Genomic DNA, 26,094 nt, shown 5'->3' with positions numbered 1-26,094 from the left:
AGCGGCTTGGGTTGCGCGCCAGCGCGGTGTTACGATGAGTGCGATGACGTTAACGATGCCGGAACACCACGCGAAAGACATGCCGTGAACAGCGATTCCACTCGATGCCGGGCGCGGAATTGCGGGGCGCCGCGTTCGTGAAGTGGACCCGATCGTCCGACAATATTGAGTTGGCGATCGCGCCGACGTATCGGTACGGCGCATTGCCGCTGTTCGCGATTGCGGTGCTGTTTATCATACTGGCGCCGGCGTTTTGGAACGAGACGCAGGCGCGGGCGGGAGCGGTCACCGAGGCGTATGAGAACGCCGACCTGTACCACTACTTCTACCCAACGTACCATTATGCGTTCGGCCGGTTGCGGGACGGTTCCTTTCCGCTGTGGAACCCGCGCCAACTATGTGGCACGCCGCTCCTCGCGGACGCGCGCGTAGGCGTCCTTCAGCCTCTCAACTTGCCGTTCCTTTTTCTGCCGACCGAACAGGCGATGGCCGTCCACGCGTTCACGTGTCTGTTGCTGATGGGGCTTTTCTTTACGCTGCTGGCGCGTGCCGTCGGCGTGGGTTATCTCGCGGCGATGCTCGGCGGGATGGTCTATGCGTTCTCCGGATTCTCCGCTGCCGCGATGTCGCGTCCACCGCTCGCGGCGGCGCTGGTGTGGACGCCGCTGCTGTTGTGGGCCGTGCGCGAATACGCCCATCGGTTCGATACGGCGGCGGCGGTGATTGCGGGAATGACCGGCGCACTGCTGATACTGACCGGCAGTTACGCGATTGCGCTGGTCGTGGGAGCGATGGCTGCGCTGTACACGGTGCAGTCGCTGGTTGTGGTCGAGCGCGGCAGCGCGGAGTTCGCGAAACGGGCCCGCGGCCTGTTCGTGATACTCGGCGTCGCTGCCGGTGTGTCCGCCGCGCAGTGGGTCCCCACGCTGGCGCATGCACTGCGGCTCGACGATTCGCCCGCGTGGATATGGGGGCCGCACACGCCCGCACAGATGCCCGCCAGTCTCGGAGAGTTCTTCGCGCATATTATCCTGAGCACGCCGGAGGGCCAGCCGCGGGCCGCCTACGTAGGCATAGTTCCGCTCGTGTTTGTGCCTGTGTCGATCTTCCACCGCCACCGGCGTCGCGACGTCGTGTTGTATGCGTTGCTCGCCGCGGGTGGGATACTTGCCGCGGCGTTTTTTGCGTGGCGTCCGCCGCTTCAATTTCCCGTACTCGCGCTGCTGCTGCCTTTCGTCATCGGCGTTGCTCTGCTCGCGTCGATTGGCGCGGACCGTGTTCTGATCGCGAAGACGTCGTTTCGATCGCAAACGATTTGGCTTCCCGTGCTCGTCGTGCTGTTAGCGTGCGCGGCGATGTTCGTTGCGTTTGGCGCGGACGTCCGCCGCTACCTGGTCCCGATCGTGCCGGTCGTACTCGTGTTTGCGCTTTTTCGCGCGCGCGTGCTGCTGCCCGCGTGCTATACGCTATTGTGCGCGACCTTGCTGATTGACGCGATAAACGCGGGCCGGACCATCTACACCCATCCGCGGCAGGATGCACCCGCCTGCTACCAGACCTACGCACTTGCGCTCTCGTCGGCACGCGACCAGTCGCTCGGGGGACGCATTGTCCCCTCCGCTCGTAACCTCGATCGCGGCCTTACCGCCAACGTCGGAATGCTCGCATCCGTCAATGCAGTAGGCGGGTCGGGCATTCCGTTCACGCGCGATCAGGCCGATTGGTGGGCGCGTCTCACCGGGGAGGAACCGCGGCGTGACCGCAGCCCAGACTCTGCGTTAACGCCGCGGTCGCCGGGTTCGCGGTTGTTGCGCTACATGGCCGCGCGGTTGGTCGTGGCCGCGCCACAGGGGCCGATGTATGAAGGAAGCTGGGAGGACGGCGGATCCAACGTTCGCGAGGTGACGCCGGTGGGTGGCGTGCGGATGTTCGTGCTGGACGATGCGCTACCGCGCGCGTATTGGGTGCCTCGCGCACGGGTCGAAGTGGGGATGCCTTCGACGATAGACACATTGATGAGTCCCGAATTCGACCCCGCGCAATCTTGCGTGGTGGACGCACAGTCGAAGGGCATCGAAAAACTCGCGAATCAGTCCGGCGCGGTCGAGGGGACGCAATCGGCCTCTCCGCCGAGCGCTACGTGCAGCATTGAAGACGTCTCGCCGGAACGCGTGGTGGTGCGCGTGGACGCGCCGCGCGCGGGGGTGACCGTGTTGTGCGACAGCTACGATCCGGGATGGGGCGCGTCCATCGACGGCGTGCGGACGCCAATACTGAAGGTGAATGGGATTTTTCGCGGCGTCGCAACGCCCGAAGGCGCCCACGAGATCGTGTTCACGTACCGGCCGTGGAGTGTGTACATCGGTTACTGCATGTCCGGTTTGGTGCTACTCGCAGCACTGCTACCGAGCGTGCGCACTCTCGCAAGGCCGGCATAACCGGACGACTCGTTCCAATCGCGTTCGGCTTTGATCGAATCAATCTCGACTGTTACGATTCTCCCGCGTTTTGGCCCCCGTCTGGAGTGAACCGCCCGATGCCGCGAATCTTCATCATCTGTTCCCTGATGGTTTCGCTGAGCGCAATGGCGCGGGCGGATTCGTATCCCGGCGGCGCGCCGTACGTTGCCGCGCGCGACGCCGAACGTGGGGCACGGTACGCGGACGCGATTGCCGGGTTCGAGCAATGCGCGAAGGCCGATCCCGAGTTGGCGGAGTACGCGCGAGTCCGGGCGGCCGTGTGCCGCGCGCGTGGGGGCGACGCCGCGGGCGCCATCGAGCGTTTGCGTGCGATAGCGGACGGGCCCGCCGAGCATGCCGTTTCGCTTTTCGCGCGCGCGGAATTGGCCTACTTGTTATACGAGCAGGGCGGGAGCGCCGAGGCCGTTCGACTGCTTGAACCGATCGTCAACACGCCGATCAGCCCCAAATGGTTGGACCCATACGAGCGCGTGTATGGCGACAGTCTTATCGCATCGACCAATCCCGAAAGCCGAACGCAGGGGTTCGCGCTGTTCGCGCGGATGCTGGGCGAGGCGCGGACGCGATCGCAGCGGCTTGAAGCGGCGAACCGGCTCGCAAACTCGCCGGCCCCGCGCCAGCGGTTGGACGCGGCCGACGTATTCGTCAACGCGGGCGAATGGGCGAGCGGAATCAAGACGCTCGATGCGCTCGAGGCGGCGTTGGGTGCGGGACGCGCGGCGCACGCCACCGAGATCGACTATTTGCGCGCGCGACTCAAACTCGCCATGGCGCCCGACAAAGACGCCGGAAGGACGGCGTTGCTGTCCGTCGCCAAATCGCACTCGGACTCGGCATCCGGCCGGCTCGCGCTGATGTATGCCGCGCGCAGCTATTTCACGGCGGGCCGGGAACCGGAACCCAAGCCAAAGAAGGAACCGGCCGAAGCCGTGGCGCGGCGGCAGTCGTACCGCGAGACGGCCACGACGCTGTTTGACTTGATGGCGGGCCAGTTGCCGAACACGAAGGAAACGGGTGACGCCTTGTGGTGGTTGGCGCGCCAGCACCTCGACCGGGACGACGAGCCGGCGGAGATTGACGCCGCGCTTGCAGCGTTGCAGCGGCTTGTCGCCGTTTGCCCGAACCACGAGCGGGCCAGCGACGCGCTGTATCGCGTGGCGACAATCTTGCGCGAGAAGGGCGACGCGCAGGCCGCATTCGCGCCGTTGACACGGATTATCGAACAGCATCCCGACAGTGCCTATGCGTCTGCGGCGGCATACGGCAGTGCGGTGATCCTGCTGGCGCAGGAAGACCGGGCGCGTGCGGTATCGCATTTCGAGCGGGCCGTGGCGCTCGGTGGCATCGGCAATTTCTACGCGCACCGCGCGAACCAGTGTCTTGCCGAGATGGACCAGGCCCGTGCCGGGGCGTCCACGGCGATTGCCGCGCCGGGTATCGGGAACTATCTGCGGCCCATCGCAGTCGAGGGCATGCAAGACGCCGCGCAGCAGTTGTCCGACAAATGGATTGAGCGTATGCGGTTCTTCGCGTCGCACGGGTACGAGGAGGCGGAGTGGGAGGTGCTGGCGCACGCGCCCGCCGTACTCGAATCGAAACGCGCGGGCGCGTACCTCGCGGCGATCTCGGATGCCGGCCTCGCCGCAACGGTCGACCACATCATCGAACGTACGAAGTGGGGGTTGAAAGACGACCGACCGACGGCCGAGGCGCTGCCGGCGTTGTATCCGCGCGCCTACTGGACCGCGGTCCAATCGACGGCGCGCGAGACCGGTTCCGACCCATTGCTGTTGCTGGCTATCGCTCGGCAGGAGAGCCTGTTCCAGGCGCGGGTCGAATCGCACGCGGGCGCGACGGGGGTCATGCAACTCATGCCGAGCACCGCGGCGTGGATAGCGAAAACCGAGACGGCCATCGGCCCGGGGCACTTGGAAAACCTGGACAAGCCGGCCAGTTCGCTGCGCGTTGGGGGCTATTACTACCGGTACATTCTTGGAAAAAATGGCGGAAACACCGTCTACGCCATCGCGTCGTACAACGCCGGCCCGGGGAATGTCTCGAAATGGCGGGCACAGTTCGACGCCGGCCATCTGGACGAGTTCATCGAGGCGATACCGTTCGACGAAACGCGGGACTTTGTCAAGAAAGTCTTGGGCAACTACGCGGCCTACCATTCGATTTATCCGGCGCGAAATCGGGTTGCGCAAGGGGGATACGTTGAAATGGCGGCAGGGCTTGCGGAGTAGGTGGGTCAGCGGTGACGAAGGAGTGCTCAGCGCCGTGGAACTGGCGAGCGGTTATAAGTTGACAGATATTAGCAATAGTGCAAGCCTGCGAATAGGCAAAGATATACTTAACCTTCTGCTACGGTAGGAATTGCGCAACCCATGTTTGTTGACACCCCATATCTTCTATGATATAAGAGGTTGTGACAAGCATACTACGGGGTTGTAATCTTGTTGCGTAGGGTTATCTTCACGGGAGTGGGGGCGATCCTTCGGACGTACGTGTTGTGTCCAAAGCGAGGGTGCTGAAATTTGATCCGCGGCATACGGCCTACGGGTAAGGCGGGGTTTGCTCAGACCGTACACCATTACGCGCGCAGGTCGTGTCTTTTCGGGGTCTACCCTGAAGAGTGCGAAGCGACAGCGGTTGGAGGGTTCTCTCTTGGGTAAGTTTTACGGACTCCGAACGAGCGGCCTTTGCTGCGTGGCAAGCGCGGTTCTCTCAATCCTCGCAACAGTCTTATCGCCGCTGGCGCACGCGCAGGATTGCGACCCTGGCCCTCGAAATTTCGTTGTGCAAACAGAAGCGGCTGCGTTCGCCGTGGAGGATTTGTTGGCGGACGGAAGCGGGTTACTTCCATTGAACGACTGGCAGCCGCTGTTCCTTTTCAATATGAACGGTTTGCAGCCGCGTAATTTGTCGAATTTGGGATTCTTGGTGAAGGACGACCCCAACGGCGGTGATCGCGCCTACACGGTTGTCGGCGGAGAACTGCGAGAGTCGGACATTCTCGAGTTTGCGATTTTCCGCGAAGGCGGACCAGTTGACGAACGCGGCACACTGAACTACCAGGACTCTATTGTTCAAGGGCGAACTGGAGCGGGGCGACCATTTCCGGGTATTGACTGCCGGTTCGATGCACAGGGCGTTGTATTGGGGACCGGAATCACTATCGACTCGGACCCGACTGCGCTCGTTTACGACCTCGATCTAGAGGATTTTGCGATCGACAACATTTGTTGCGACGAGGGACAGAACTACATTGTCGCGGTGCGCACGTCGGCGACATGGCGCAATCATATTAGCTTGGCATATGCCTGGATCTGCGCCTTTATGGTGACGCCGCAAGGTGACATCGCGATTAACGATCAGGGCGCACCGTTGGATACCTACCCCGACGATGTGTTGGATCCGGGGACAGCTTACAGCTCAAGTTTCGCAGTGTGGGATGTCACCAGCGGACCCGTCGTGAACTTCAATAACGGTGGAGACCTCCGCTACAAGAACGCGTGGGCAAACCCGCGGTTCATGTACACACCCCTGGGCGAGTACAGCCGGCCCCGTTTCGATGTTGGAGGGGCCACATTCGACTTTGTCACGGGAGAGTTTCTCGAGTTACGAAAACTAGTGCCATTAGACAACTGGCGAGAGGTGATTGGAATAGACCTGCATGGAGCGGCCCAACCAGAGTTGCCACCGAAGTTCCCGTCGCCGGACGATGTAACGGTCGATGCCGCGGTAAAAGAAGTTAATATCATCCTCACCGATATTGGAGCGGATCCGAATGGGCCTCCAGGAAATGGCGGCTTCAATCCGACGCAAGGACTTGAATCATTCACGAACGCAAACGCGTTTCCCTTGGAAGCGCACCTTGACGACGCGGTTGGACGAGACTTCGCATTCAACGGAGCATGGGTGTACTTCGATACGAACAATAATGGCATGTTTGACGTGCCTGTGCCGCAGGGTGGTACGGGCGGCGTGACACTCACCGACCATCCAATGCTCCCTGAGGGCTTTAACCTCGGAGAGAACCCCGACGATATTAACCCTGGTGTCGCTCGCTGGGAATACGTTCCCTTCCCGCCAGGCGGCGGTGACCCGTGGTGGAAAATCCGCTTACGGTTCAGCGACAACGGTCGGCGTCGTATCGATCAGACCCCGACTGGTTATCTCGATCCGGTCCCCGACAACGAGACGGTTGTGTATCCTTCAAGCTTCGTACCGGATTATTTTGTTGTCGTTCGGCCGGATTCCGGCTATCAGGATGCTTCGGCGCTTCCGGGCGACGGTGTGGGGCTCACATACGGCGCGGATTTTCGCGCATTTATCGAGCCGCGCCGGTTCAATCCAAACAGCGGCCAGGAAGACGGCGGTATTTTCGTTCAGACGCAAATCCCGTTTGACAGTCTCATTGCGGAAGGGGTGTATATAGGCAATGCATGGCAGGAGAGTTCGCTATGGGTTCAGGAAGATGACGTTACACCGGAACCGTTCTGGCCGGAACGTACGCTCAACAGGACGAATGCAAAGCCGGCAAAGACAACCGTAGAGATTCACGATCTGGTGATCAACTACGAAACGAATAATCTTTTTGGCAAGCTGACCAACACTAACTACGGTGACAGCAACTTTTTTGACATTCTCGGCCTTGCTAACTTCGGGTTCATTTCAGGATTCGCTTCGTGGCTGGATCCATTTGGTCTGACGGCATCTCAATTCCAGGACTCTCATTCTGTCGGCGTAGTCGGCTGGCTTACGTTCGTGCCGGGAAGCGACGAGCACTTCTTTACCAACTTCCAATATCCATATGAGACGGTACCATTCTTCCAACCGGACAACGACCTGCCGCCGTTTGGGCCGCGTTCGGCCTTCTTCCCGACGCCGCCCGCCGCGCCAGAACTCCCGGACTATCTCGAATGGCCTGCGACCTTGGGGCCGGACGAATTCCCCATGGAAGCGAATTGGGACCTTGCATTCCGCGAGGGCCGGTACTTGAAGCAGCATATCGACTCGAACAGCCGCGCCACGGCAATGATCGGTGTCAACATCGTCGGCGCTGACGACCCGATCGTGAACCAGTTTTCGCCGATACAACTGCAGCAGTTGACGGTTGCCTTCTGGGGCCCGGATTTCGATCCGCGCGTCGATCTCTTGCCGCTCGACCCGGGCGGTACGTCCAGTAGTTCGGGTGTGTTGCTTGTTGAAGACGGCGTTCCGGATACGGAGTCAACCCAAACACCGACGCCATATTTTGGCCAGAACGGTATTTTTGGCGGCAACTTCGGCGTCGTGACCGAGTTATCGGTCGATACACCGGTGCCGCTGACAAACCTCGCGTGGCGAAACAATCCGGAACTCATTGACCTCAATGGCGATAATGTCGCCGACGACTTGAACGGCGACGGCGTTGTAGACGATGACGACCGCGCGTGGGTCCTTCGGCTGCGTCCGCGCACACCGTGGCGCTTGCCGGCACGCGATGAAGAAGGCGGGTTCTTCCCCGTCGATCCCGGTACCGGCGGCGGCGGTGGCGGCGGAAAGTCGCAGAACGCCAGCGAACAAGTAGAGAATAACGCGTCCGCAGTCCGTGCAGTTCCCGAGAGCGATATTACGGGAGGCGACGAGTCCGACACGTCCAAGGCAGACGCGGCACGCGTACCCTCGCCAACCGGCACGGACTACTTTGCGAAGATACCGGTGCAGGTAACCGAGCAGGAGTCGCTCGACGCGACCTTGGGCAGGACCGATGAGAAAGCGTTTGGTCCCGCGGGCAACTCCGGTGACGATTTGTTTGTCGTAGTTCGCACGTCGAACTTGATCACGCGGTTTGAGCAGTTCCGCTGCCTGGTGCCGTCGAGGCTTCCGGAGCGCAGCGTGAACGAGCAGCCGGCGGGTTTGCAGTTGTTACCGCAAACACCGATCAGCCTCGATGTGTATAGCAAGAGCCATCCCGAGGAAGGCGTTTACCCCTACTACGGTCCGGAGCCGTTCGGGTTCGACATGGTCGAAGCGAACGTTGCGGGCGATATTGTCGACCTGACGGGTACCGGCCAGACGATTACGCCCGAGAGCGGCGCGGTTGCGGTCCTCGGGCTCGATCTGAGCACGAACCGCGGCACGGACGGTATCGCGGCGGAAGGCGCGAGCGGCAGCGGCGGGGCGGCGCAGTTCAACGTGCCCGGCGCCGGTTGGACGGGCGGCGCGTTTGCCGGTTTGTTCCTGATCGACAGCAGCTTCACGCAGTGGCGCATCATTTCTAACACGTCGAACCGGCTAAATCTCGATGCGCCGGCGAACGCCAGCGGCACGCCTACGAACGGCGCGTGGAAGATTGTACGAGACCCGACCTTCCTCGAGCAGGTCATTGTCGAATTGTACGACCGCGACAACGACGGCGAATTCAATTTCCTCGATGACTTCGCGCCGATGGACATCGACCCGGAGATCAGCGGCCTCGCGATTTACCGAGACAACGACAACAACGCGTCCAACGAAAACGGCGTATTCGACGAAGGCGACTTGCCGGTGCAGTTGGACTATGCGCCGTTCCAGATCGGTCAGGCCGGCGAACCGTTGACCCAGCTCATGATGGTTTTCTCGACGCCGGGAACGGACGACATCCCGATTAACATGACGAACCAGACGCGGTACCGCCAATGGATTCCGGACACGTTCGGTACCGGCAATGACGATCCGAATAACGGGCCGGACTTCTTCATCGTGATTCGCACGTCGGATGGCATCACGTTGGGTGACGATTTCGGCGTGGGTATCGCCTCGTGGGGCCCGAATACGCCGACTGAACCGGACCCGGACACGTTCCCGCCGCCCCCTGCGTCGCGCGCGGGCGAGTTCGACGTGTTCAGCGAGTTCCCGTGGGGCGCGCGCGCGGTCGGGTTGATCACGATCTTCACGACGAACCCGTACTACAAGCAGTTCCCGGAAGAGGACAACAGCGGGTTCGAGTGGGTACGCTCGTCGATCAACAAACAGACCCAGACGCGAACCATCACGACGGTTGACGAGGTTTCGCAGCCGGACGACCTCATCATCACGGAGGTGTCCCCGGATACCTTGCCGGAGGAAGTTGTCGGCGACGGACTGACGCTGCTCATCACGGGCCAGAACTTCGGCGCGTCGCCAACGGCCACGCTGGATGACATCGCGTTGACAATCGTCTCGTCGTCGAACACGTCGATCACCGCGATCATCCCGGGCGGATCGATGCTCGATACGGACGGTGACGGGAACGTGTCGTTGCGCGTGGAGAACCCGGCGAACGGCGACTTTGACCGATTCAATGACTTTACGATCGTGCCGGGTCCGGGTGGCGGCACTGGACCGACGATCACGTCGATCGACCCGGATCAAGGCACGAAGAACGACTTCCCGGTTACGATTACGGGCACGAACTTCGACGACCCGACGGTGACGTTCGAGGGCGTAATCATGCCGATTCAGGGCACGCCGACGAGCACGACCATCGTCGTCGGTTTCCCGACGGGCGGATTGCCGTTTACGGGGCTGTTGGACGTTCAGGTCAGGAACAGCAACGGTCTGCTGGCCGTGAAAGCGAACGGATTTAACTACATCAACTCGCCGACTGGCGGCGGTGGTGGCGGCGGGTTCGGCGGCGGCGGTGGATTACCGCTCGGCGGTTGCTTCATCGCGACAGCCGCATACGGGTCGCCGTTCGAGTCGCACCTCGATACGTTCCGTTCCTTCCGCGACGAGGTGCTGCTGAAGACCGCGCCGGGCACGGCGATGGTCGAGGCGTACTACACGTTGAGCCCGGCCATGGCGGATACGGTTGCCGAGTACCCGGCGCTCGCGTACGTTGTGCGTATCGTGCTGACTCCGGTAGCATGGGTACTCGAGTCGCCGGTCTTGTCGGCGATGTTGCTCGTCTTGACGATTGGTGGGGTCGTCGCGTCGCGCGCGCGGAAGAAGCGCGCGGGCGCCGTGTCGCCATCGCGATAGAAAGTTGACTGATCGTCGCGCGTGCTGACGGCGCCGGGGCCTACCCCGGCGCCGGCCCGCGCGGTTCAGCGGGGTGGAAACCCTCCGGCTAACGAGAAAGGAATTCTTCTGGTGAGCACGACAACACGATGCGCCACGCGGCTTCTACTCACCGTAGCCCTCCTTACATTGGCGATCCCAAGCGCCTGGGCGTTCTATCCATTCGGGTTCTTCAGCACGATTCAGAACGGCCAGCTCGTCATCATCAAGTGGCCGCTGAGCGCCTTCGATACCAACGGCGACGGCGATGTAACCGCCGACGAGGGCCTTGAACTAAATTTTGAAATCGGAAATGGCGAAGACGGCTTCGATGCGACGGAAGCGGCGAAAGTTGAAGCGGGTTTTACCGAATGGGAACTGGTATCCACGGCGTACGCCGCGTTTCGCCGGGGTCAGAATATAACGGACCCTGTCGAACTGACCGGCGATCTCGCGTCGATCGATGCGTTTAATGTCGTTGTCTTCGAATCGGACAACGATGTGGTGGAACAAGGTGGAAGTATCATTGGTGGGTCGTTTGCCATCAATCTAATTGCGAATTCCTTTGAAGACACTTTTATAACGATTGGCGACACGACCGTACCGGTTACAGGCGGACAGATGATTGACATTGACTCCGCATACGCTGCGCAGGGTCGGGTCTTGGAAGCCGCCCAGAGCGGGACATTGAAAGGCACTGCCGTACTTGGTGCGGGGGGCTACTTGAGCCTTGGGTGGAGCCCGCTGACGAACATTGATGAAGAAGCGTCCGAGGTTGCCGGGGTCCAAATCGAAAACCGAGTCGTTGCCATCCGCAATTTTGACGGGACAATCGGATTGCGCGGCGTCACGTCCAGTATGTTTAACGACTTCTTCAATTACGACGATGGCGGCAATAACTTCGTCGATTCCTCTCAGGACCTAGCCCCGACGGACATCGCCGGGGTAACGTTCGTCTATCCGCGATCTAATTTGGATATCTTTTTCGATCTCAACCAGCGCGCACGCACCAACGCGGGAGCTAATCAGGTGTCGCAACCCATCGCGGGGGCGTGGATACGCGCTTGGTCCGATGCCGACAACAATCCGGGGACCGCGCGCGTTCCCATGTTTGACACCTTGACAGGTTTGTACTATAGCGGAGTAGATACGAGTTTCCGGGGACACTTCAAGCTCAAAGGTCTGTTTAAGGAATTAGAAACGATTAACGAGCAGACTTTCACCGCGTCGTACGTAGTGACGTGCAGCGAATTCTTGCCGATACTGTTCGGTGGCGACGCGCGACCGACTTACGATTCCACGCACGGGGGGTTTAACCAGGGCACTCCCGGCGCGGGCGCGATTACGTACGACACATTATTCCCCGCCGAAGTCTTTAACGAGAACGGAAACCTGTTTGGACTATCCAACACAAACCAGGGCACCCCGCTAATCTTCGACCTTATTACGCGAAAGATTGTGAGCCAGGATACAGGCAAGACGCTCGATGTGCTTCTCGCCACTGGACGTCCAATGTTTGGTGACGCCAACCAGACATGCCCCCTCAATGTAATTATTGGCCCCCCTGTGGATGACGGCGGCGACACCGGTGGTGATACAGGCGGTGGCGACACCGGTGGAGACACGGGCGGTGGCGATACGGGAGAAGAAGACGACGGTGGCGGTTTTGGAAAGGAAAACCTTGCCGCACTACGCGGGTTCCGCGACGACACGCTGCTGGGCAGCGGCCTCGGCGTAGCGATTACGGACGCGTACTATCGCATGGGTCCGGCGGTCGCGCAGTTCCTGCTCGAGCATGAGACGATTGCGGACATTGCGCGGGCGTTGGTTGCGCCGGCGCGGTGGATCATTGTTAACGCGGAGTGGCTTCTCGTGACAACCGTGTTGCTGCTCGTCGGCGTGCGCGTACGGCGCCAACCGTTGCGCGCGCGTGCGATGACGGCGGGTACCGCGGTTCTCGCAATCGTGCTGGCTTCGTTTGCGGCGGATGCGCGGTTCGCACCCTTGGAACTTTCCGATTATCTCGCAAACGCCGACGATGTACTCACCGGAACAGTTACGGAAATCGAGAGCCGGTGGATTAACAACAACACCAAGATTATTACCGACATCGCAATCGAAGTCGACGAGACGATTAAGGGCACGCAGAATTCCGGCGGAGTGGTACACCTACAACTTCCGACGGGGCGCGTCGGCGCGATTGGCCGGACGTCGCCCCAGTTGCCGACGTTTACGGTCGGCGAGGAAGTGTTGGTGTTTCTGGACGCGTTGAAGAGCGGATACACGGTGTACGGCGGTGTCGCCGGGAAATTCCTCATCGCGCCGCATCCCAGGACGGGGGAGAAGTACCTCTTCGCGACGTCGATGCCGGGCCATACGCGGCTCGAACGCGAAATCGCGAAGATGAACCAGGACAAGGCGCCGGACGGCGTCGAGTTGGCCAATACCAAAGGCCCGATGAAGATCGATTTCGAGCACCGCACGCTCGTGAAGCTTGACGACTTTGTAAAATATCTCCGCAACGTCAACAAGCAGCAGGAAAAGCTCACCATTTCCGCTTCGCAGCCCGCGAAGTAGGTTTCCCAGACGCGACGAGGCGGGACGCGCGCGTGGCGGTCCAGGCTGGGGCGACAAATCCACCGACCTATCGCTCGCCTGTCCGCTCACGTTGGTCATTCCTTGCGGAGTGAGAGGACGCAAAGGACCAAAAGGACCCACGGGACGGAAGGGACCCAAAGGACGAGGGGACCAGCAGGCCGTCATGTTCCGCGCCCCGATCTCGGTTGGGGTAGAACGTCCGTAGCGTGGATCGTGCAATGCCTTGGTGGCGCTGGCCATATCTGGTGTCAGTAGCCACACGCCGCTCCATATTCGGTGTACGCGGGCCGAAACCGTTGCAATGGTAGCGTGGGTCAAGTAGACTGCCATCTAGCCGGACTTCCGGCCCGCATTCTTGGTCTGCCCGTCAACCCCGCGGTCCGGGCCAGCGTTAGTTTTGGAGGTTGGAAGGCCTTGCGGCGTACCAACTTGGGGCCACCGCCGCGGACGATACGGTGGCAGCCCCGCGCCTTGACCCCGTGAAAGGGGTGTGCCGGTCGGCCGATGCCGGCGCGGGAACAGGGAGATCGCAGTGGTTAAAGGACTTCTCATACGGCAAGCCCTGACGGCCATTAATATCCTATTAGCGCTAGTTATTGCCTACATTATTTTTCTCGTGTGTATGCAGCAGTTTGGCGCGCAGGTGTCCAGCAGCCCGCTGGACGACCTGTCGGCTGACGCCGCGGGGGACACCATCGAAATTGCGTCGGTCGGGCCACGTTCCGAATACGACGCGATCGTGAACGGCAAGTTGTTCGGAGCGGCGGGCACGGTGGCCGCGCCGCCGCCCGACGCGCCTGTGCCCGTTTCGGACGTTGTCGTGCAAACGTCGGCGCCGTTCAAGCTGCTGGCGACGGTGGCATCGTACCCAACCGATCCGCTGGCGACCGCGGTCATCGACAATCCCTCGGCGACAACGCCGAACAAGACGTCGACGTACTATCTCGGCAGGCCCGTCACGGAAAACTATGTTCTGCTCGAGGTCCATCGCCGCCGCGTGATTCTGCTCAACACGGAGAAGAACCGGAAAGAAGAGTTGCAGATGGATCAGCTCGGCGGTATGGCGGCGTTGGCGAAAAACACGGCGCCCGGCGGGCGCAACGCGAGGGTTGCCGCGGCGGGCGGCGGCGACAGCGCGAACCATGTCAGCGTCGAGCGTACGGCGGTGATGGAAGAATTGAACAGCTACGATTACGCCGACCTCATGGCGCAGTTGAACCCGACCTTGGTGGAAGACGAGAAAGGGAACGTGACCGGCATTACATCCGCAAGCCTCACCAGCATTCCGATTGCGAAACAGGTCGGCCTGAAGGACAACGATGTGATTCAGGCAGTCAACGGCATCACGATCGACAGCGAACAGAAAATCGGCGAGATAGCGCAGAAAGTCGCAAACGCGAATACGATTCGCCTGAGCGTGCTGCGCGACGGCAAACCGCAGATGCTTACAGTAAAGGTGCAATAGGTTACACAGCATGCGCAACCATATCGCGTTCGGGGGTCGCGGCGAGCGCCGTGGCGATAGCGAGTTTGAGTGTCGAGGCGGGGCGGCTCGGACGGAGCCTCGCCCCACCCAGAGTGGATGCTGTGCGGGCGGATCGCGGGTAACCATGATCGCGTTGTTGGCGGTTGGCGTGTCTGTTGCGGTCTTTCCTTCGTTCGCGCAGCAGGCGGGCAAGTCGGTGTATGCGATCTCCGCCGAGCATGCCAAGGAAGAAAAGGACAAGCGCAAGGAAGACCGCAAAGAGCAGAAGGCGGAGAAAAAGGAACAGAAGAAGGCGGATAAGAACGGCGCCGCAGGCGAGGCAAGCCCCGAGGAAGCGGCCGCGCCGGTTGTCGGGCAGACGCCGCCGCCGCTCGAATCGGCGGAACCTGCCGCCCCCGCGCCGGAGCAGGACGCCGAACCCGCCGTCGACGAGACTTCGCCGCCGCAACCGCGTGTCGAATCTCCGACGCGTCCGGACCCGTCCGCAACGGTGATGGAACCGCCCGCAGTCGATGCAAAAGGGGTTTTGCCTCAAGCGCCGCCCGCGCCGCCGGTGCCGAAAGATGATAATCGCCCCAAGGAGGGAGAGGGTGAACGCGAGCCGTTCTTCATCGACTTCAACAAGCAGCCGTTGACGGAGGTGATCGCCGCGATTGGCCCGATGGTGGGCAAGAACTTTCTGCTCGATCCGACGATTAGCACGCAGGAAGTCACGCTGATTACGCACGCGCCGCTTCCACCCGACATGATCATGCCAATCTTCGAGTCCGTGCTGAACACGTTCCAGTTCAAATTGGTGGAAACTGCGGACGGCAATCTCGTGAAGATTGTGCCCATCACGGAGGGGAAAGATCAGGAAGAGTTGCGCATCGGCGAGGTTAAGCCACCCACGGGGTACGAAGGGTATTTGTTTCAGGTCGTGCAAGTGAAGCACGCGGCCGCGAGCGAGATTTCGCAACTGCTCACGGAGGTCGGATCGAAAGAAGCCAAGGTCACTGTATACGAACGCACGAACATGCTTCTGCTGTACGGCACCGAGGCGAGCATTCGCAAGATGATGGAACTGATCGAGGAAGTCGATCAGCCCGGGTTCGACGAAGTCGTCGAGTTCTTCACGCTCGAATTCACGCGCGCGGACGTCGTGGCGCAGCAGATTCAGCAGGTGTTGATGGGCGACGAAACGCAGGGTGGTGGTGCGGCCGCGCCGCAGCCGGGCCAGCCCGTCGTGCGGCAACCCACGCCCGTGGTGCGGCCCTCGCGCCCCGGCACGAGCACGGGCTCGGCGGCTACGCAGCAAGTCATCGGCACCCAGGCGCTCACGTTGCGCATCACGCCGGACGAACGGTTGAACGCGCTGATAGTCGTCGCGTCGCAACCGCTGATGGTCCGCGTGCGCGATCTGATCGAGAAGCTGGATTCGCCGACGCCGCCGGACTCGAACAACATGCACGTGCGCGAATTGCAGTTCGCCGACGCGGAACTGGTGCAGGAAGCGCTGCAGAGTTTAATCAGCGGTGGCGGCAGTCTTGGTTCGCGCACCTCACGGACCGGGACGGGCGGTGCAACAGGCCGGAACGTGAGCACGGCTTCGACCGGAGGCGGCGCGGGTGCGGTCGCTTCGGGGGGCGGTGGTCCCGGCGCGGACGTGCAACCGTTCGAAAAGAACGTCACGATATCGATGTTCGAGCAGACCAACGCGCTGCTGATCATCGCGTCTCCGCAGGACTACAAGCTGCTCGATTCGATCATTGCGCAAATCGACAAGCCTTCGCGGCAGGTGCTGGTCGAGGCGATCATTATGGAAGTGGGGATTGGCGACCAGTTCCGGCTTGCGATCGAAGCCGCGGGCCTGACGGACAACGACTACTTCGCGTTGAACAACATCGTGAATCTCGCCAATGTGCTCACGCAGGGGCCGCTGGCGTCGCTCGAAGGCGGGGACATCCTCAATTTCGGCATCATCGACGGCACGACCAGTCTGCAGATTCCCGGCGCAGACGGCACCAGCACCACGCAGGAAGTGAACAACGTTCCGTTCCTGTTGCAGGCGCTGGAATCGCTCACCGCATTGGATGTGTTGTCGCGTCCGAGCGTTATCACCGTGGACAACGAAGAAGCCAACGTGCTGGACGGCCAGAACATCCCGATTCCGTCGGGTTCGGAACGCAACCTCGGCCAAGGCGGGACCACAGGCGCAACGATCTTTACTCCAACGCAACGCGAGGACGTTGGCGTGATCATGAAAGTCACGCCGCAGATCAGTGAGGGCGACTACGTATTTCTCGATCTCGACATCGAGGTATCGCGCCCGATTCAGAGCACGGTCGGCATCGATCCAAACGCAACAGGCGTGACGCTGGCGAAGTCGAACATCATTACGAAAGCGGTTGTGCGCGACGGGTCCACGGGTATCCTTGGCGGGCTCCTGAGCGAAGGCACGGACCGCAGCCGGCGGCAGACCCCGATTCTCGGAGACTTGTGGTTAATTGGTTCATTGTTTGGGCGCAAAGACTACAACCGCACAAAACGCAATCTGGTCGTGCTGATTACGCCGCACATCGTCAAGGAAGGCATCGACTACGACCGGTTGACCAGTGCCCAGATGAACAAGGCCGCCGTCGCGAATGCGGACCTGTTCTTCGAGCGCGGGATTATCAAGGTGCTGCCGACGAAGGCCAAGCTGCGCAGCAAGTATCGGCCGACCGACGCAGCAATGAAAGAAGTGCGGGGAATCTCGGAAGACGCGGCGCCCACGACGTTGGAGCGCGGCACCTTACAGGGAGCGCAGTAGGCTGTGTCCGATCGGCGCGGAAATTTGCTCGGCGAAATCCTGGTTCGCCTGGGCCATGTCCACTCCGAGCAGGTGCAGGAAGCGCTCGAACTGCAGAAAATCCGCGCGAAACGCACCCGTATCGGCGAGCTGCTCATGGACGTCGGGTACTGCGAAGAAGACCACGTACTCGAAGCGCTGAGCGAGCAGTTCGACATACCGTTCGATCGCGAAATTCGCGGGTCGATGGATTCCGCGCTTACGACGAAGGCCCCGATCAATTTCATCCGCGAGTACCGCATGGTGCCGTTCAAGCAAAACGGAAGCTGCTTCTATGTCGCGGTCAACGATCCGGTGAACCTGCTGCCGCTCGACGACCTGCGGCTGCTGCTCGGCGGCGCGGTCGAACCGGTGCTTTGCCGGAATGACGATATCCAAAACGTGATCGATACGTACTTTGACCAGCAGGGCGAAAACGCGCGCGACATGATCGATAACATCGTGCTCGCCGGCGGCGAAGACGACGAAATCCAAACGCTCGATATGATGGACGCGGACCGCGACCTCCTCGATCTCGCGAACGAAGCCCCCATCATCAAGCTGATCAACCTGCTGATTTCCGGCGCGGTGAAAGAGCGCGCGTCGGACATCCATGTCGAGCCGTTCGAGCGCGAAGTCCGGGTGCGCTACCGCATCGACGGCGTGCTTTACGAGAAGTTGACGGTGCCGAAATCGCAACAGGCGGCTATCATCTCCCGCGTCAAGATCATGGCGCACCTCAACATCGCCGAACACCGCCTTCCGCAGGATGGGCGCATCAAGATTCGCCTGAGCGGCAAGGAAATCGATATCCGCGTATCGATCATTCCGATTGCGCACGGCGAACGCGTCGTGATGCGTATTCTCGAGAAGGGCAGTTTTCTGCTTGGTCTCGAAGACGTGGGTATGGACGAACACGACTTCAAGTTGTTCGACAAGCTTATCCAGAGTTCGCACGGAATCATCCTGGTCACGGGGCCGACCGGCTCGGGAAAATCGACAACGCTGTACGCGGGATTGCAGCGGGTGAGCTCGCCCGAACTCAATATCATTACGGTCGAGGACCCGATCGAATACCAGATGCAGGGTATCGGCCAGATTCAGGTGAAGCCAAAGATCGGGCTGACCTTCGCGGCGGGACTGCGCAGTATCCTGCGCCAGGACCCGGACGTGATACTCGTCGGCGAAATCCGGGATCTCGAGACCGCCGACATGGCGATTCAGGCATCGCTCACCGGCCACCTCGTGTTTTCGACGCTGCACACGAACGACAGCGCGGGCGCGATTACGCGGTTGGTGAATATGGGCATCGAGCCTTTCCTCGTGAGTTCCTCGACGCTCGCCATTCTCGCGCAGCGGCTCGTGCGCAACATTTGCAGGCACTGCCGCGAGGAATACGAGCCGGAGCTGGAAAGCTTGATGGAGCTTGGCCTCACGCGCGACCAGGCAATGGGGCGCACCGCGTTCCGCGGACGCGGCTGCGACCGCTGCCAGGGCCGCGGTTACTACGGCCGCACGGGCATCTTCGAGTTACTCATCATGACGCCGATGATACAGGACTTGACGTTGCGCGGTGTCGACTCGAACATTATCAAGCGCGAAGCCAAGAAGGCTGGAATGCGGACCTTGCGCGAGGACGGCGCTTCGAAAGTTTTCAAGGGCGTGTCAACGATCGAAGAGGTGATGCGCGTTACACGAGACGACGTGCTTCTCGAAGTGGCGGAGTAGCCCGATGGGCGTGTTCGAGTACGAGGCGATGGCCAAGTCCGGCAAGTCGGTGCGCGGCGTGATTGATGCCGACACGCCGGCGGCGGCCCGCCGCAAGCTGCGCGAACAAGAGCTGTACCCCACCAAGTTGTCGCAGTCGGACGCGAAGGCGGCGGCAGGCGGCGGTCCGGTCGTGGAAGAGCGCGGCACATTGGTCGGCCGGATATCGCAACGCGATATTTCGCTGATGACGCGCCAGCTTGCCGTGTTGTTGCAGGCGGGCATGCCGCTGGTCGAGGCCCTCGGCGCGCTTATGGAACAAACCGCGAACCCGCGCTTGCGCAAGACCATTTTCGCAGTACGCGACAAGGTGAACGAGGGCGTCACGTTGGGCGACGCGTTGTCCGCGCACAAGCGCATCTTCTCCGAGTTGTACATCAACATGGTGCGCGCCGGAGAGCAGAGCGGCGCGCTCGAGAGCGTGTTGTTCCGCATCGCGGACATTACGGAGCGGGCGGACCGTCTGAAGCGCAAAGTCACGTCGATGCTCGCGTACCCCATCCTGATGGCGCTGGTCGGTATTTCGATCGTAACGTTCATGATGACGTTCGTGGTCCCGAAGATCGTGCGCATATTCACCGCGCAGAAACGGGAATTGCCGTTCATTACCGAACTGATGATTAACACCAGCCAGTTCATACGCGACTGGTGGTTCCTGTTGGTCGGCGGAGCGATTGGAGTTTACGTGTTGTGGCGGTTCTGGGTGTCGCGTCCTGAAGGGAGGCTGCGTTGGGACCGGTTCAAGATGAAGCTGCCGCTGGTCGGTCCGTTGTACATCAAGATGATCAGCACGCGGTTCGCGCGTACGCTCGGCACGATGCTGCAGAGCGGACTCACGATGATGAACGCACTCGACGTGGTCAAATCGGTGCTGGGAAACAAGGTGGTCGAAGCGTCGATGGACGACGTGAAATCGGGGGTGCGCCGCGGACGCGACCTCACGGTGCCGCTGCGGGAAACGGGCTTTTTCCCGCCGATGCTGCTGCACATGGTCGAATTGGGCCAGCGCAGCGGCGAAATCGAGAACATGCTGATCAAAGTTGCAGACACCTATGACGAAGACATCGAGATGACGGTGGACGGGATTGTGAGTCTGCTCGAACCGATGATGATTTTGATCATGGGTGTCTTTGTCGGGTTCCTGGTCATGTCGATACTGTTGCCCATCTTCGATATCAGTTCGGGCATGTAGAGAGGAGATCGAGAAATGAAAACACATCGGACGGCCGCGCGGCGCCGCGGCGAAACCGGTTTCACGCTCATCGAACTTATGGTGGTGATTGTGATCATCGGCATGCTCGCGGCCATTGTCGTGCCGCGATTTATGGGTGCGGCGGGCAAGGCGGCGCAGACTTCGGCGCGCGCGCAGATCAGCTCGTTCAAGACGGCGCTGCAATTGTACAAGCTTGATAACGTTCGCTATCCGACAACGAGCGAAGGCTTGGAGACACTCATTAAAAACGCGTCCGGCAAGAACTATTTAAACGACGTCGAGACGTTGCCGAAAGACCCATGGGGCAACGCGTACCAGTATACGTGTCCCGGGCAGAACGGGCGCGATTTCGACATTGTGTCGCTCGGCGCGGACGGCGCCGCGGGCGGCGAGGGTGAGAACGCGGACGTGCAGAGCTGGAACCTGCAACAGCAGAACTGACGTTGCGATAGCGTGCCCCATGTATCCGGCGACATTAATCGGGTCCGCGCGCGCGAGGAGAAACTGTATCAATAGAGGCGGGTTGTGCACGCGCGAAGGTTACACACTCATCGAACTCATGTTCGTGGTGTTCATTATCGCGCTCGTCCTCAGCATTGCGATGCCGAGCCTGATGCCCGCCATGTTGTCTTCCCAGCTTGAAGGTTCCGCGCGTCACCTGGCCAATTACGGGCGCTCCGTCATCGCGTACAGCGCGCTCAATCACGAACCCGTCACCGTGCGCGTCGATTTGGCGAACGGCGAGTACTACTGCCTGAAGTGGTCGGAGGAAGACCTCGCGATACAGTCGGGCCTGCAGTCCGCCGGGTTGTCCGGCATCGAGGGCAAGAACGATATGGGGCTGACGCGGGACCCCAACAAGCAGGCGGACGGCTTGTCGACGGGCACCGGCAGCGAGATGACGATTCAGGAGTTGATGTCCGTCGGCACGCCGGAGGACCTCGAATTTCAGCGTGACGAGGTGCAATACGAATTGGATCAGATTTTCCAGCGGTCGTTGATTGCGCAGGCCCGGAATGTACCGACGGAGAGCGTGGTGAGCGATGTCGATCCCTTGTTACAGAAGGAATTCTCGCTCACGCTGGAAGGCAAGGAGGAGCAGCGCGAGGAAGTGCAAGACGCGTTGATCGAACACGGTTATCTTCCTCCCGATATCGTGATCGAATCGATCCTGCTGAACGGGCAAGAAGTTTCGGAGGGCCCGATCGATATCGAGGTCACGCCGATTGGGCTCAGTCAGTCCGTGTCCTTCTTTTTGAGGGGCGCGAAGGACGAGTACTACACCGTGCAGTGGGACCCGATCACGGGCGGCGCGCACCTCATGCGGGGCAAGGAGGCGGGCTATGCCGAACCTGCGCTGCAATAGCACGTCCCGTGGGCGAAACGACACAGCGGGAATCGGGTATCGGGAATACGAGCAGGCTACCGTCAAGAATAGTGTTGCTCATTCTTGGTGTCTATCAATCCAAAATCCAAAACCCAAAATCGAAAATGCGCTGCGCCGGGGACCAAAGGGGACAAGCGCGGATGACGCGGGGTTCACGCTGGTCGAAATCATGATCGCGCTGGCGATTCTCGGGATGTCGCTATTCGTGCTCCTGGAAATGCACTACAACGCGGTGAACGCGCAGGCGCGGCTCGAGAACGAAATCCGCGTGCGCAACTTGCTGTCGTTGGCGGCGGGCATGTCCGAAGTCGAAATTGCCGTTGGCACATTGAAGGACACTCAGGAATTCGGCGACCGTTACCCCGGTTGGCGCTACGCGTTCGACGCGCAGGAAGTCGAGGCGTCGTCCACCAACAGCGGGCGGCAGACGGGAAGCGCGCCCGCGTTTCCAGGGTTGTACGATGTCCTTGTCACGATCGAGGACCCCGACAAGACGACATACGAACTCCGTTACTACACCGTGGTCAAGACGTTTGCGGGCGATCAGGCCGCGGCCGACGACGAAGAAGGCGAAGAGGGCGCCGAAGGCGAGGAAGGCCAAAGCGCCGGCGCGGCCCAACTATCGTCGGGGTCTACCGAATGATGCGCCGCGGTTTTACTTTATTGGAAGTGCTGGTCGCGATGACAATCCTCGTTCTCATCGTCGCGGTGGTGTACGCGAGTTTTGCGAGCGTAACGGACACCATTTCCGTCGCGCGCGTGCGTACGGAGGAGATGCGGCTGCGGCAGTTTCTCGAGCGCAGTCTTCGCACCAACCTGACGTCGGTCTATGTCGATCGCCGGTTCGAGCAGCAGGTATTTCAGTTCATTGGGACGAACGACGAGAACACGACCGGGCCGCGCGATTCGCTTCGGTTTGTGAGCACAAACCAGTTGATGGGCGGATTCGCATTGCCCGGCGATTTCAAGGAAGTGCGTTTCGAAGTGTTTGGCGGCGAAGAGGGGCGCGTGCAGCTCGGCGTGGACCGCGAGCGGATCGCGGAGTACGAACTCACCGACGAGACGCCCGACCAAGCGAAGCTCGAAGCGACGGAGACACCGTTGCTTGCATCGAACGCGCAGGCCGTGGACGCGGAGACTGGCAACATCGACGTTACCCAGACGAATACTACGAACCCGGACATTCCGGTGTATCAGGCGCCGTCGTGGTCTGTCCCGATTCGCACGTTTGACGTGACGTATTACGACGGCACCCAGTGGGTCGAGGAGTGGGACTCGCAGTTGCTCGGCAGTTTGCCGTGGTGCGTTCGCGTGCGCATCAACTTCGCGCGCACGGACCAGGAAATTCAGGCGGAGATCGAACAGAACATCGACATCGTGGAGAATCCGGACTTCGAGCTGGTCGTGCCTATTCCGCTGTCGCTGGGTCAAATCACCGACGGTCGATCGCAGGCCGCTTTGGAAGAAGCCGGTGAAGAGGGCGGCGAACAGACGCAGGGGCAGACTGAAGGCGGCGCCGCTGCCGAGGGTGCGGCGGAGAGTGATTCCGCGGCCGCGAGTAGTTCCGGCACGTCGCGGTCAGGCCGGACCGGGTCGGGCAGAATCTCCGGCCGTGGCGCCCCTGGGCGGACGCCGGGAATCGGCAGTGGCAGCAACATCTTTGGCGGACGAGGTTCAACCCGATCGGCACCCGGTGGCGGCCGCGGCGGTCTGGGAAGTCGTTTGGGCCAATGAACGCGATACACAGACATGGACGGAACGACGACGGCGTAGCCCTTCTGCTATCGCTGTTGTTCATCGTATTGTTGACCGTGCTCGTCGTCGAATACGCGTACGAGACGCAGGTGGACACGTCGCTGGTGGCGGCGAACTTGTTGGACTACCAGGCGCAAGTAGCCGCGAAGTCCGCAATCGCGATGGGAGTGTCAGTCCTGACGGCCGATGCAATGGCGTTGCAGTCCGCGGGCGAGCCCGGCGTGTCGCAGGCGCCCCAGATTGGTTCGGGCACGGCGGACGATCCGACGGTTGGCGGCGCGACGTTCGATAGCTTGGACGAGATGTGGGGCTACGGCATCCCGTTTCAAAGTATCAATAAGGCAATCATGCAGTGTTCGATCGATGATGAATACGGCAAGATCAATCTCAATGCGTTGCTCGATTCCCGCACGCAGGAGCCAAACGAAACGCTGGAGAACGCGCTTCGATTCTTGTTCGAGGCTCGCGGCGCCGAAGAAGACCCGACCGACGCCATTCTCGATTGGATCGATTCCGACGACGAAACGCGCCCGAATGGCGCGGAGACGGACTATTACCAGTCTCTCCTGACGCCGTATCCGTGCAAGAACGCCCCGCTCAGTTCCGTCGAGGAACTCATGCTCATCCGTGGGGTCACGCCGGCGCTCTATTTCGGTGACATCGATCTTGAGCAACTGCCGTTGTCAGAGGTACTCACTGTGCACGGCCACCGCAACGGCCGCGTCAACATCAATACCGCCGAGGCGGAAACGCTTACGGCGATGGGCGATTCGTTGAGTATTCCGGGGCTTGCCGAACTGGTGATAGAGGAACGGCAGCGGTCTCCGTTCTCGAGCAACGCGGAATTGCAGCAACGCGGTATAATGCCCGCGCAGCCCAGCACTCCGGGCGGGGAATCGGGTGCGCGTGCGGCTCGCCCGTTCACGGTATCGAGTTCGTCGTACCGGCTTTACGGCAATGGGATTTGCGGTGACAGCCGCGTGCGCATCGAGGCCTTCTTGACGCGCGACCCGAGCGCGGGCGTCGACGGCATTCGTATCACCGAGTGGAAGGAACTTCGATGAAATTGTCTTCGCGCGTGGGCGCGTTCGAAATTGCCGGAAACGAAGTGCGGCTTGCCGTCGTGCAAACGGGCGGCGCGCAACCAACGCTGCTTGAATGGCACGTCGCGGCGCTGGCGTACGACACCGTAGAAGAGCTCGCGGAAGCGTTCATGGCCGCGGTACAGAAAATCCTGGCCGAGGTTAAAGCGCGTCCCGCGCTGTTCGTTTTGTGTATCAACAGCGCGAACATGGTCGTGCGCACGCTCACGGTGCCGTTCCGCGGCCATGCGCGTGTTACGGCTGCCGTCCCTGTCGAGCTTGAACCCACGCTCGCGTTTCCCATCGACGACCTGATCATCGATCACACCGTGATCAAGGAAGCGCCGGGAGAAACCACGGTGCTCGTTGTCGCAATCAAGCAGTCCATCCTCGAAGACCAGATCAGCGAGTTCGCGGCGGCGGGTGTGAACATCGAGGGAATCAACCTCGATGTTGCCGGATTGTCGACGTTGTGGCTGGCGGGCCGGCGCAAGCCCGCCGGGCTGCATGCCCAGTTGCACATTCGCGACGACGGCGCGATTTTTGCCGCGATTCATGGCAGGAAACTCGTCTACTTCCGGCACTTGGCGGCGACGGCGGAGCGCGCGATTTCCGATCCCCGCGCGCTGTCACGCGACGCGCGCAACACGCTGCGTGCGTTCGCCACGTCCTGGTCGGGCGAGGAAGCCGTCGAGGATTTGACGGTCACGGGCATCGAGTTCGACAGCGTGTCGCGCGAAGAGTTTGAAGATGGACTCAATGTCCCGGTGGTCTACGCGAATCTTGCCAAGAATGTTCGCGGCGCCGAGAAAGCGGTCGCGCGCCTCGTCGGCGTAGCAGTCGGCGATGGGACTGGCCTCGAACCACCCAACCGCTGGGAAGCGGCCGCGGGTGCGGCCGCGGCCGCGGCCGGTAGCGGAGTTTTCTTCGAGTTGCGCAAGGGCCCGCTCGCTCCGGCGAACGTGTTCGCCGGAATGCGGCCGCGCCTGTTGGGCAGCGCCGCTATGCTTTTCGTTACCTTGGCGGGAATCGCGGGATATTGTGCGGCCCAATACCAAAACAATATCGCCGAGACGGAGCGGATCGGGGCGGAGATTTGGTCTATCTACGCTGCGACGTTTCCCGACGCGGAGGATGCCAAGGAACGGCCCGAGGGCGACGTGGGCGGGCAATTGTCCATGGAGCTGCTCGAAGCCCGACAAAAGGAAGCGGAGGAATCGGCGTCACGACTATCGGCGGAAATGCTGGCGCGGCCGCCGCTGCTGGCAATCATCAAGGAATTGGCCGACACGTTTCCGAGCGGCAAAGTCGTGCTCTCGCAGATTCAAGTCCGCGACGCACGGGGCGGTTCCCAGTCGCTGGTCGTAGAAGGCGAAATCGTGGACACGGCCGGGTTTAACGAAGCCGTGGACAAGCTAAAACAATCGGCAACCTTCAAACTGGACGACGATCCGACGCTTGCGACGAAAGAGGGCAAGACGTTCTTCCGGATGCAGGCGACGATTTAGGG

At 61.1% G+C, this 26,094-nt stretch carries 13 protein-coding genes and 1 pseudogene; all 14 read left to right on the top strand.

Translation table 11 applies throughout. From position 1 onward, the window contains the following. Window positions 1-104: 104 nt before the first annotated feature. The 14 genes and pseudogenes from HUU46_22705 to HUU46_22640 all read left to right on the top strand — a co-directional run bounded on the left by HUU46_22705 (window position 105) and on the right by HUU46_22640 (window position 26,092). Entirely contained in the window at window positions 105-2,438 is a 2,334-nt protein-coding gene (locus tag HUU46_22705) for a YfhO family protein (protein ID NUM56457.1), read from the top strand. 98 nt (window positions 2,439-2,536) lie between these two features. After that, a complete protein-coding gene (locus HUU46_22700; protein ID NUM56456.1) occupies window positions 2,537-4,726 on the top strand; it encodes a transglycosylase SLT domain-containing protein in 2,190 nt (729 codons plus the stop codon). A gap of 553 nt (window positions 4,727-5,279) precedes the next feature. Beyond that, the gene (locus HUU46_22695; protein ID NUM56455.1) at window positions 5,280-10,469 is read left to right on the top strand and encodes an IPT/TIG domain-containing protein; all 5,190 of its coding nucleotides are present in this window, start codon (window positions 5,280-5,282) and stop codon (window positions 10,467-10,469) included. Between the two features lie 111 nt (window positions 10,470-10,580). Beyond that, window positions 10,581-13,064 carry a hypothetical protein gene (locus HUU46_22690; protein ID NUM56454.1) on the top strand — a complete coding sequence of 828 codons (2,484 nt, stop codon included), beginning with the start codon at window positions 10,581-10,583 and terminating at the stop codon, window positions 13,062-13,064. A 553-nt stretch (window positions 13,065-13,617) separates the two neighbouring features. Next, entirely contained in the window at window positions 13,618-14,550 is a 933-nt protein-coding gene (locus tag HUU46_22685; GenBank protein NUM56453.1) for a PDZ domain-containing protein, read from the top strand. A 145-nt stretch (window positions 14,551-14,695) separates the two neighbouring features. Next, window positions 14,696-17,362 (top strand): type II secretion system secretin GspD, encoded by a 2,667-nt coding sequence (gspD, locus tag HUU46_22680; GenBank protein ID NUM56452.1) that lies wholly within the window; start codon window positions 14,696-14,698, stop codon window positions 17,360-17,362. Window positions 17,363-17,365: 3 nt separating this feature from the next. Next, complete coding sequence (gene gspE, locus HUU46_22675; GenBank protein NUM56451.1) at window positions 17,366-19,108, top strand: type II secretion system ATPase GspE; 1,743 nt, start codon at window positions 17,366-17,368, stop codon at window positions 19,106-19,108. Window positions 19,109-19,112: 4 nt separating this feature from the next. After that, the gene (gspF, locus tag HUU46_22670) at window positions 19,113-20,339 is read left to right on the top strand and encodes a type II secretion system inner membrane protein GspF (protein ID NUM56450.1); all 1,227 of its coding nucleotides are present in this window, start codon (window positions 19,113-19,115) and stop codon (window positions 20,337-20,339) included. A 15-nt stretch (window positions 20,340-20,354) separates the two neighbouring features. Further along, a complete protein-coding gene (gene gspG / locus HUU46_22665; GenBank protein ID NUM56449.1) occupies window positions 20,355-20,801 on the top strand; it encodes a type II secretion system major pseudopilin GspG in 447 nt (148 codons plus the stop codon). 19 nt (window positions 20,802-20,820) lie between these two features. Next, window positions 20,821-21,726, top strand: a complete 906-nt coding sequence (locus HUU46_22660) for a prepilin-type N-terminal cleavage/methylation domain-containing protein (GenBank protein NUM56448.1) — start codon at window positions 20,821-20,823, stop codon at window positions 21,724-21,726. After that, the gene (locus tag HUU46_22655) at window positions 21,704-22,390 is read left to right on the top strand and encodes a prepilin-type N-terminal cleavage/methylation domain-containing protein (GenBank protein NUM56447.1); all 687 of its coding nucleotides are present in this window, start codon (window positions 21,704-21,706) and stop codon (window positions 22,388-22,390) included. Before HUU46_22660 ends, HUU46_22655 begins: the two co-directional genes overlap by 23 nt. Next, window positions 22,390-22,488 (top strand): annotated as a pseudogene (locus HUU46_22650) (prepilin-type N-terminal cleavage/methylation domain-containing protein). Before HUU46_22655 ends, HUU46_22650 begins: the two are co-directional and overlap by 1 nt. A 989-nt stretch (window positions 22,489-23,477) precedes the next feature. Further along, window positions 23,478-24,566, top strand: coding sequence for a type II secretion system minor pseudopilin GspK (gene gspK, locus HUU46_22645; GenBank protein ID NUM56446.1), 1,089 nt, complete (start codon window positions 23,478-23,480; stop codon window positions 24,564-24,566). Beyond that, window positions 24,563-26,092 (top strand): hypothetical protein, encoded by a 1,530-nt coding sequence (locus HUU46_22640; GenBank protein ID NUM56445.1) that lies wholly within the window; start codon window positions 24,563-24,565, stop codon window positions 26,090-26,092. The genes gspK and HUU46_22640 overlap by 4 nt, the downstream gene beginning before the upstream one ends. The last annotated feature ends 2 nt before the right edge of the window (window positions 26,093-26,094 follow it).

Source organism: Candidatus Hydrogenedentota bacterium (genome assembly GCA_013359265.1).
Taxonomy (GTDB): domain Bacteria; phylum Hydrogenedentota; class Hydrogenedentia; order Hydrogenedentales; family SLHB01; genus JABWCD01.
This window is presented reverse-complemented; position numbering and strand designations above follow the sequence as displayed.

Coding starts and splice junctions, on each gene's coding strand:
- HUU46_22705 (NUM56457.1), top strand. CDS start 105: ATGCCGGGCGCGGAATTGCGGGGCGCCGCGTTCGTGAAGTGGACCCGA.
- HUU46_22700 (NUM56456.1), top strand. CDS start 2,537: ATGCCGCGAATCTTCATCATCTGTTCCCTGATGGTTTCGCTGAGCGCA.
- gspD (NUM56452.1), top strand. CDS start 14,696: ATGATCGCGTTGTTGGCGGTTGGCGTGTCTGTTGCGGTCTTTCCTTCG.
- gspF (NUM56450.1), top strand. CDS start 19,113: ATGGGCGTGTTCGAGTACGAGGCGATGGCCAAGTCCGGCAAGTCGGTG.
- gspG (NUM56449.1), top strand. CDS start 20,355: ATGAAAACACATCGGACGGCCGCGCGGCGCCGCGGCGAAACCGGTTTC.
- HUU46_22660 (NUM56448.1), top strand. CDS start 20,821: ATGTATCCGGCGACATTAATCGGGTCCGCGCGCGCGAGGAGAAACTGT.
- HUU46_22655 (NUM56447.1), top strand. CDS start 21,704: ATGCCGAACCTGCGCTGCAATAGCACGTCCCGTGGGCGAAACGACACA.
- gspK (NUM56446.1), top strand. CDS start 23,478: ATGAACGCGATACACAGACATGGACGGAACGACGACGGCGTAGCCCTT.
- HUU46_22640 (NUM56445.1), top strand. CDS start 24,563: ATGAAATTGTCTTCGCGCGTGGGCGCGTTCGAAATTGCCGGAAACGAA.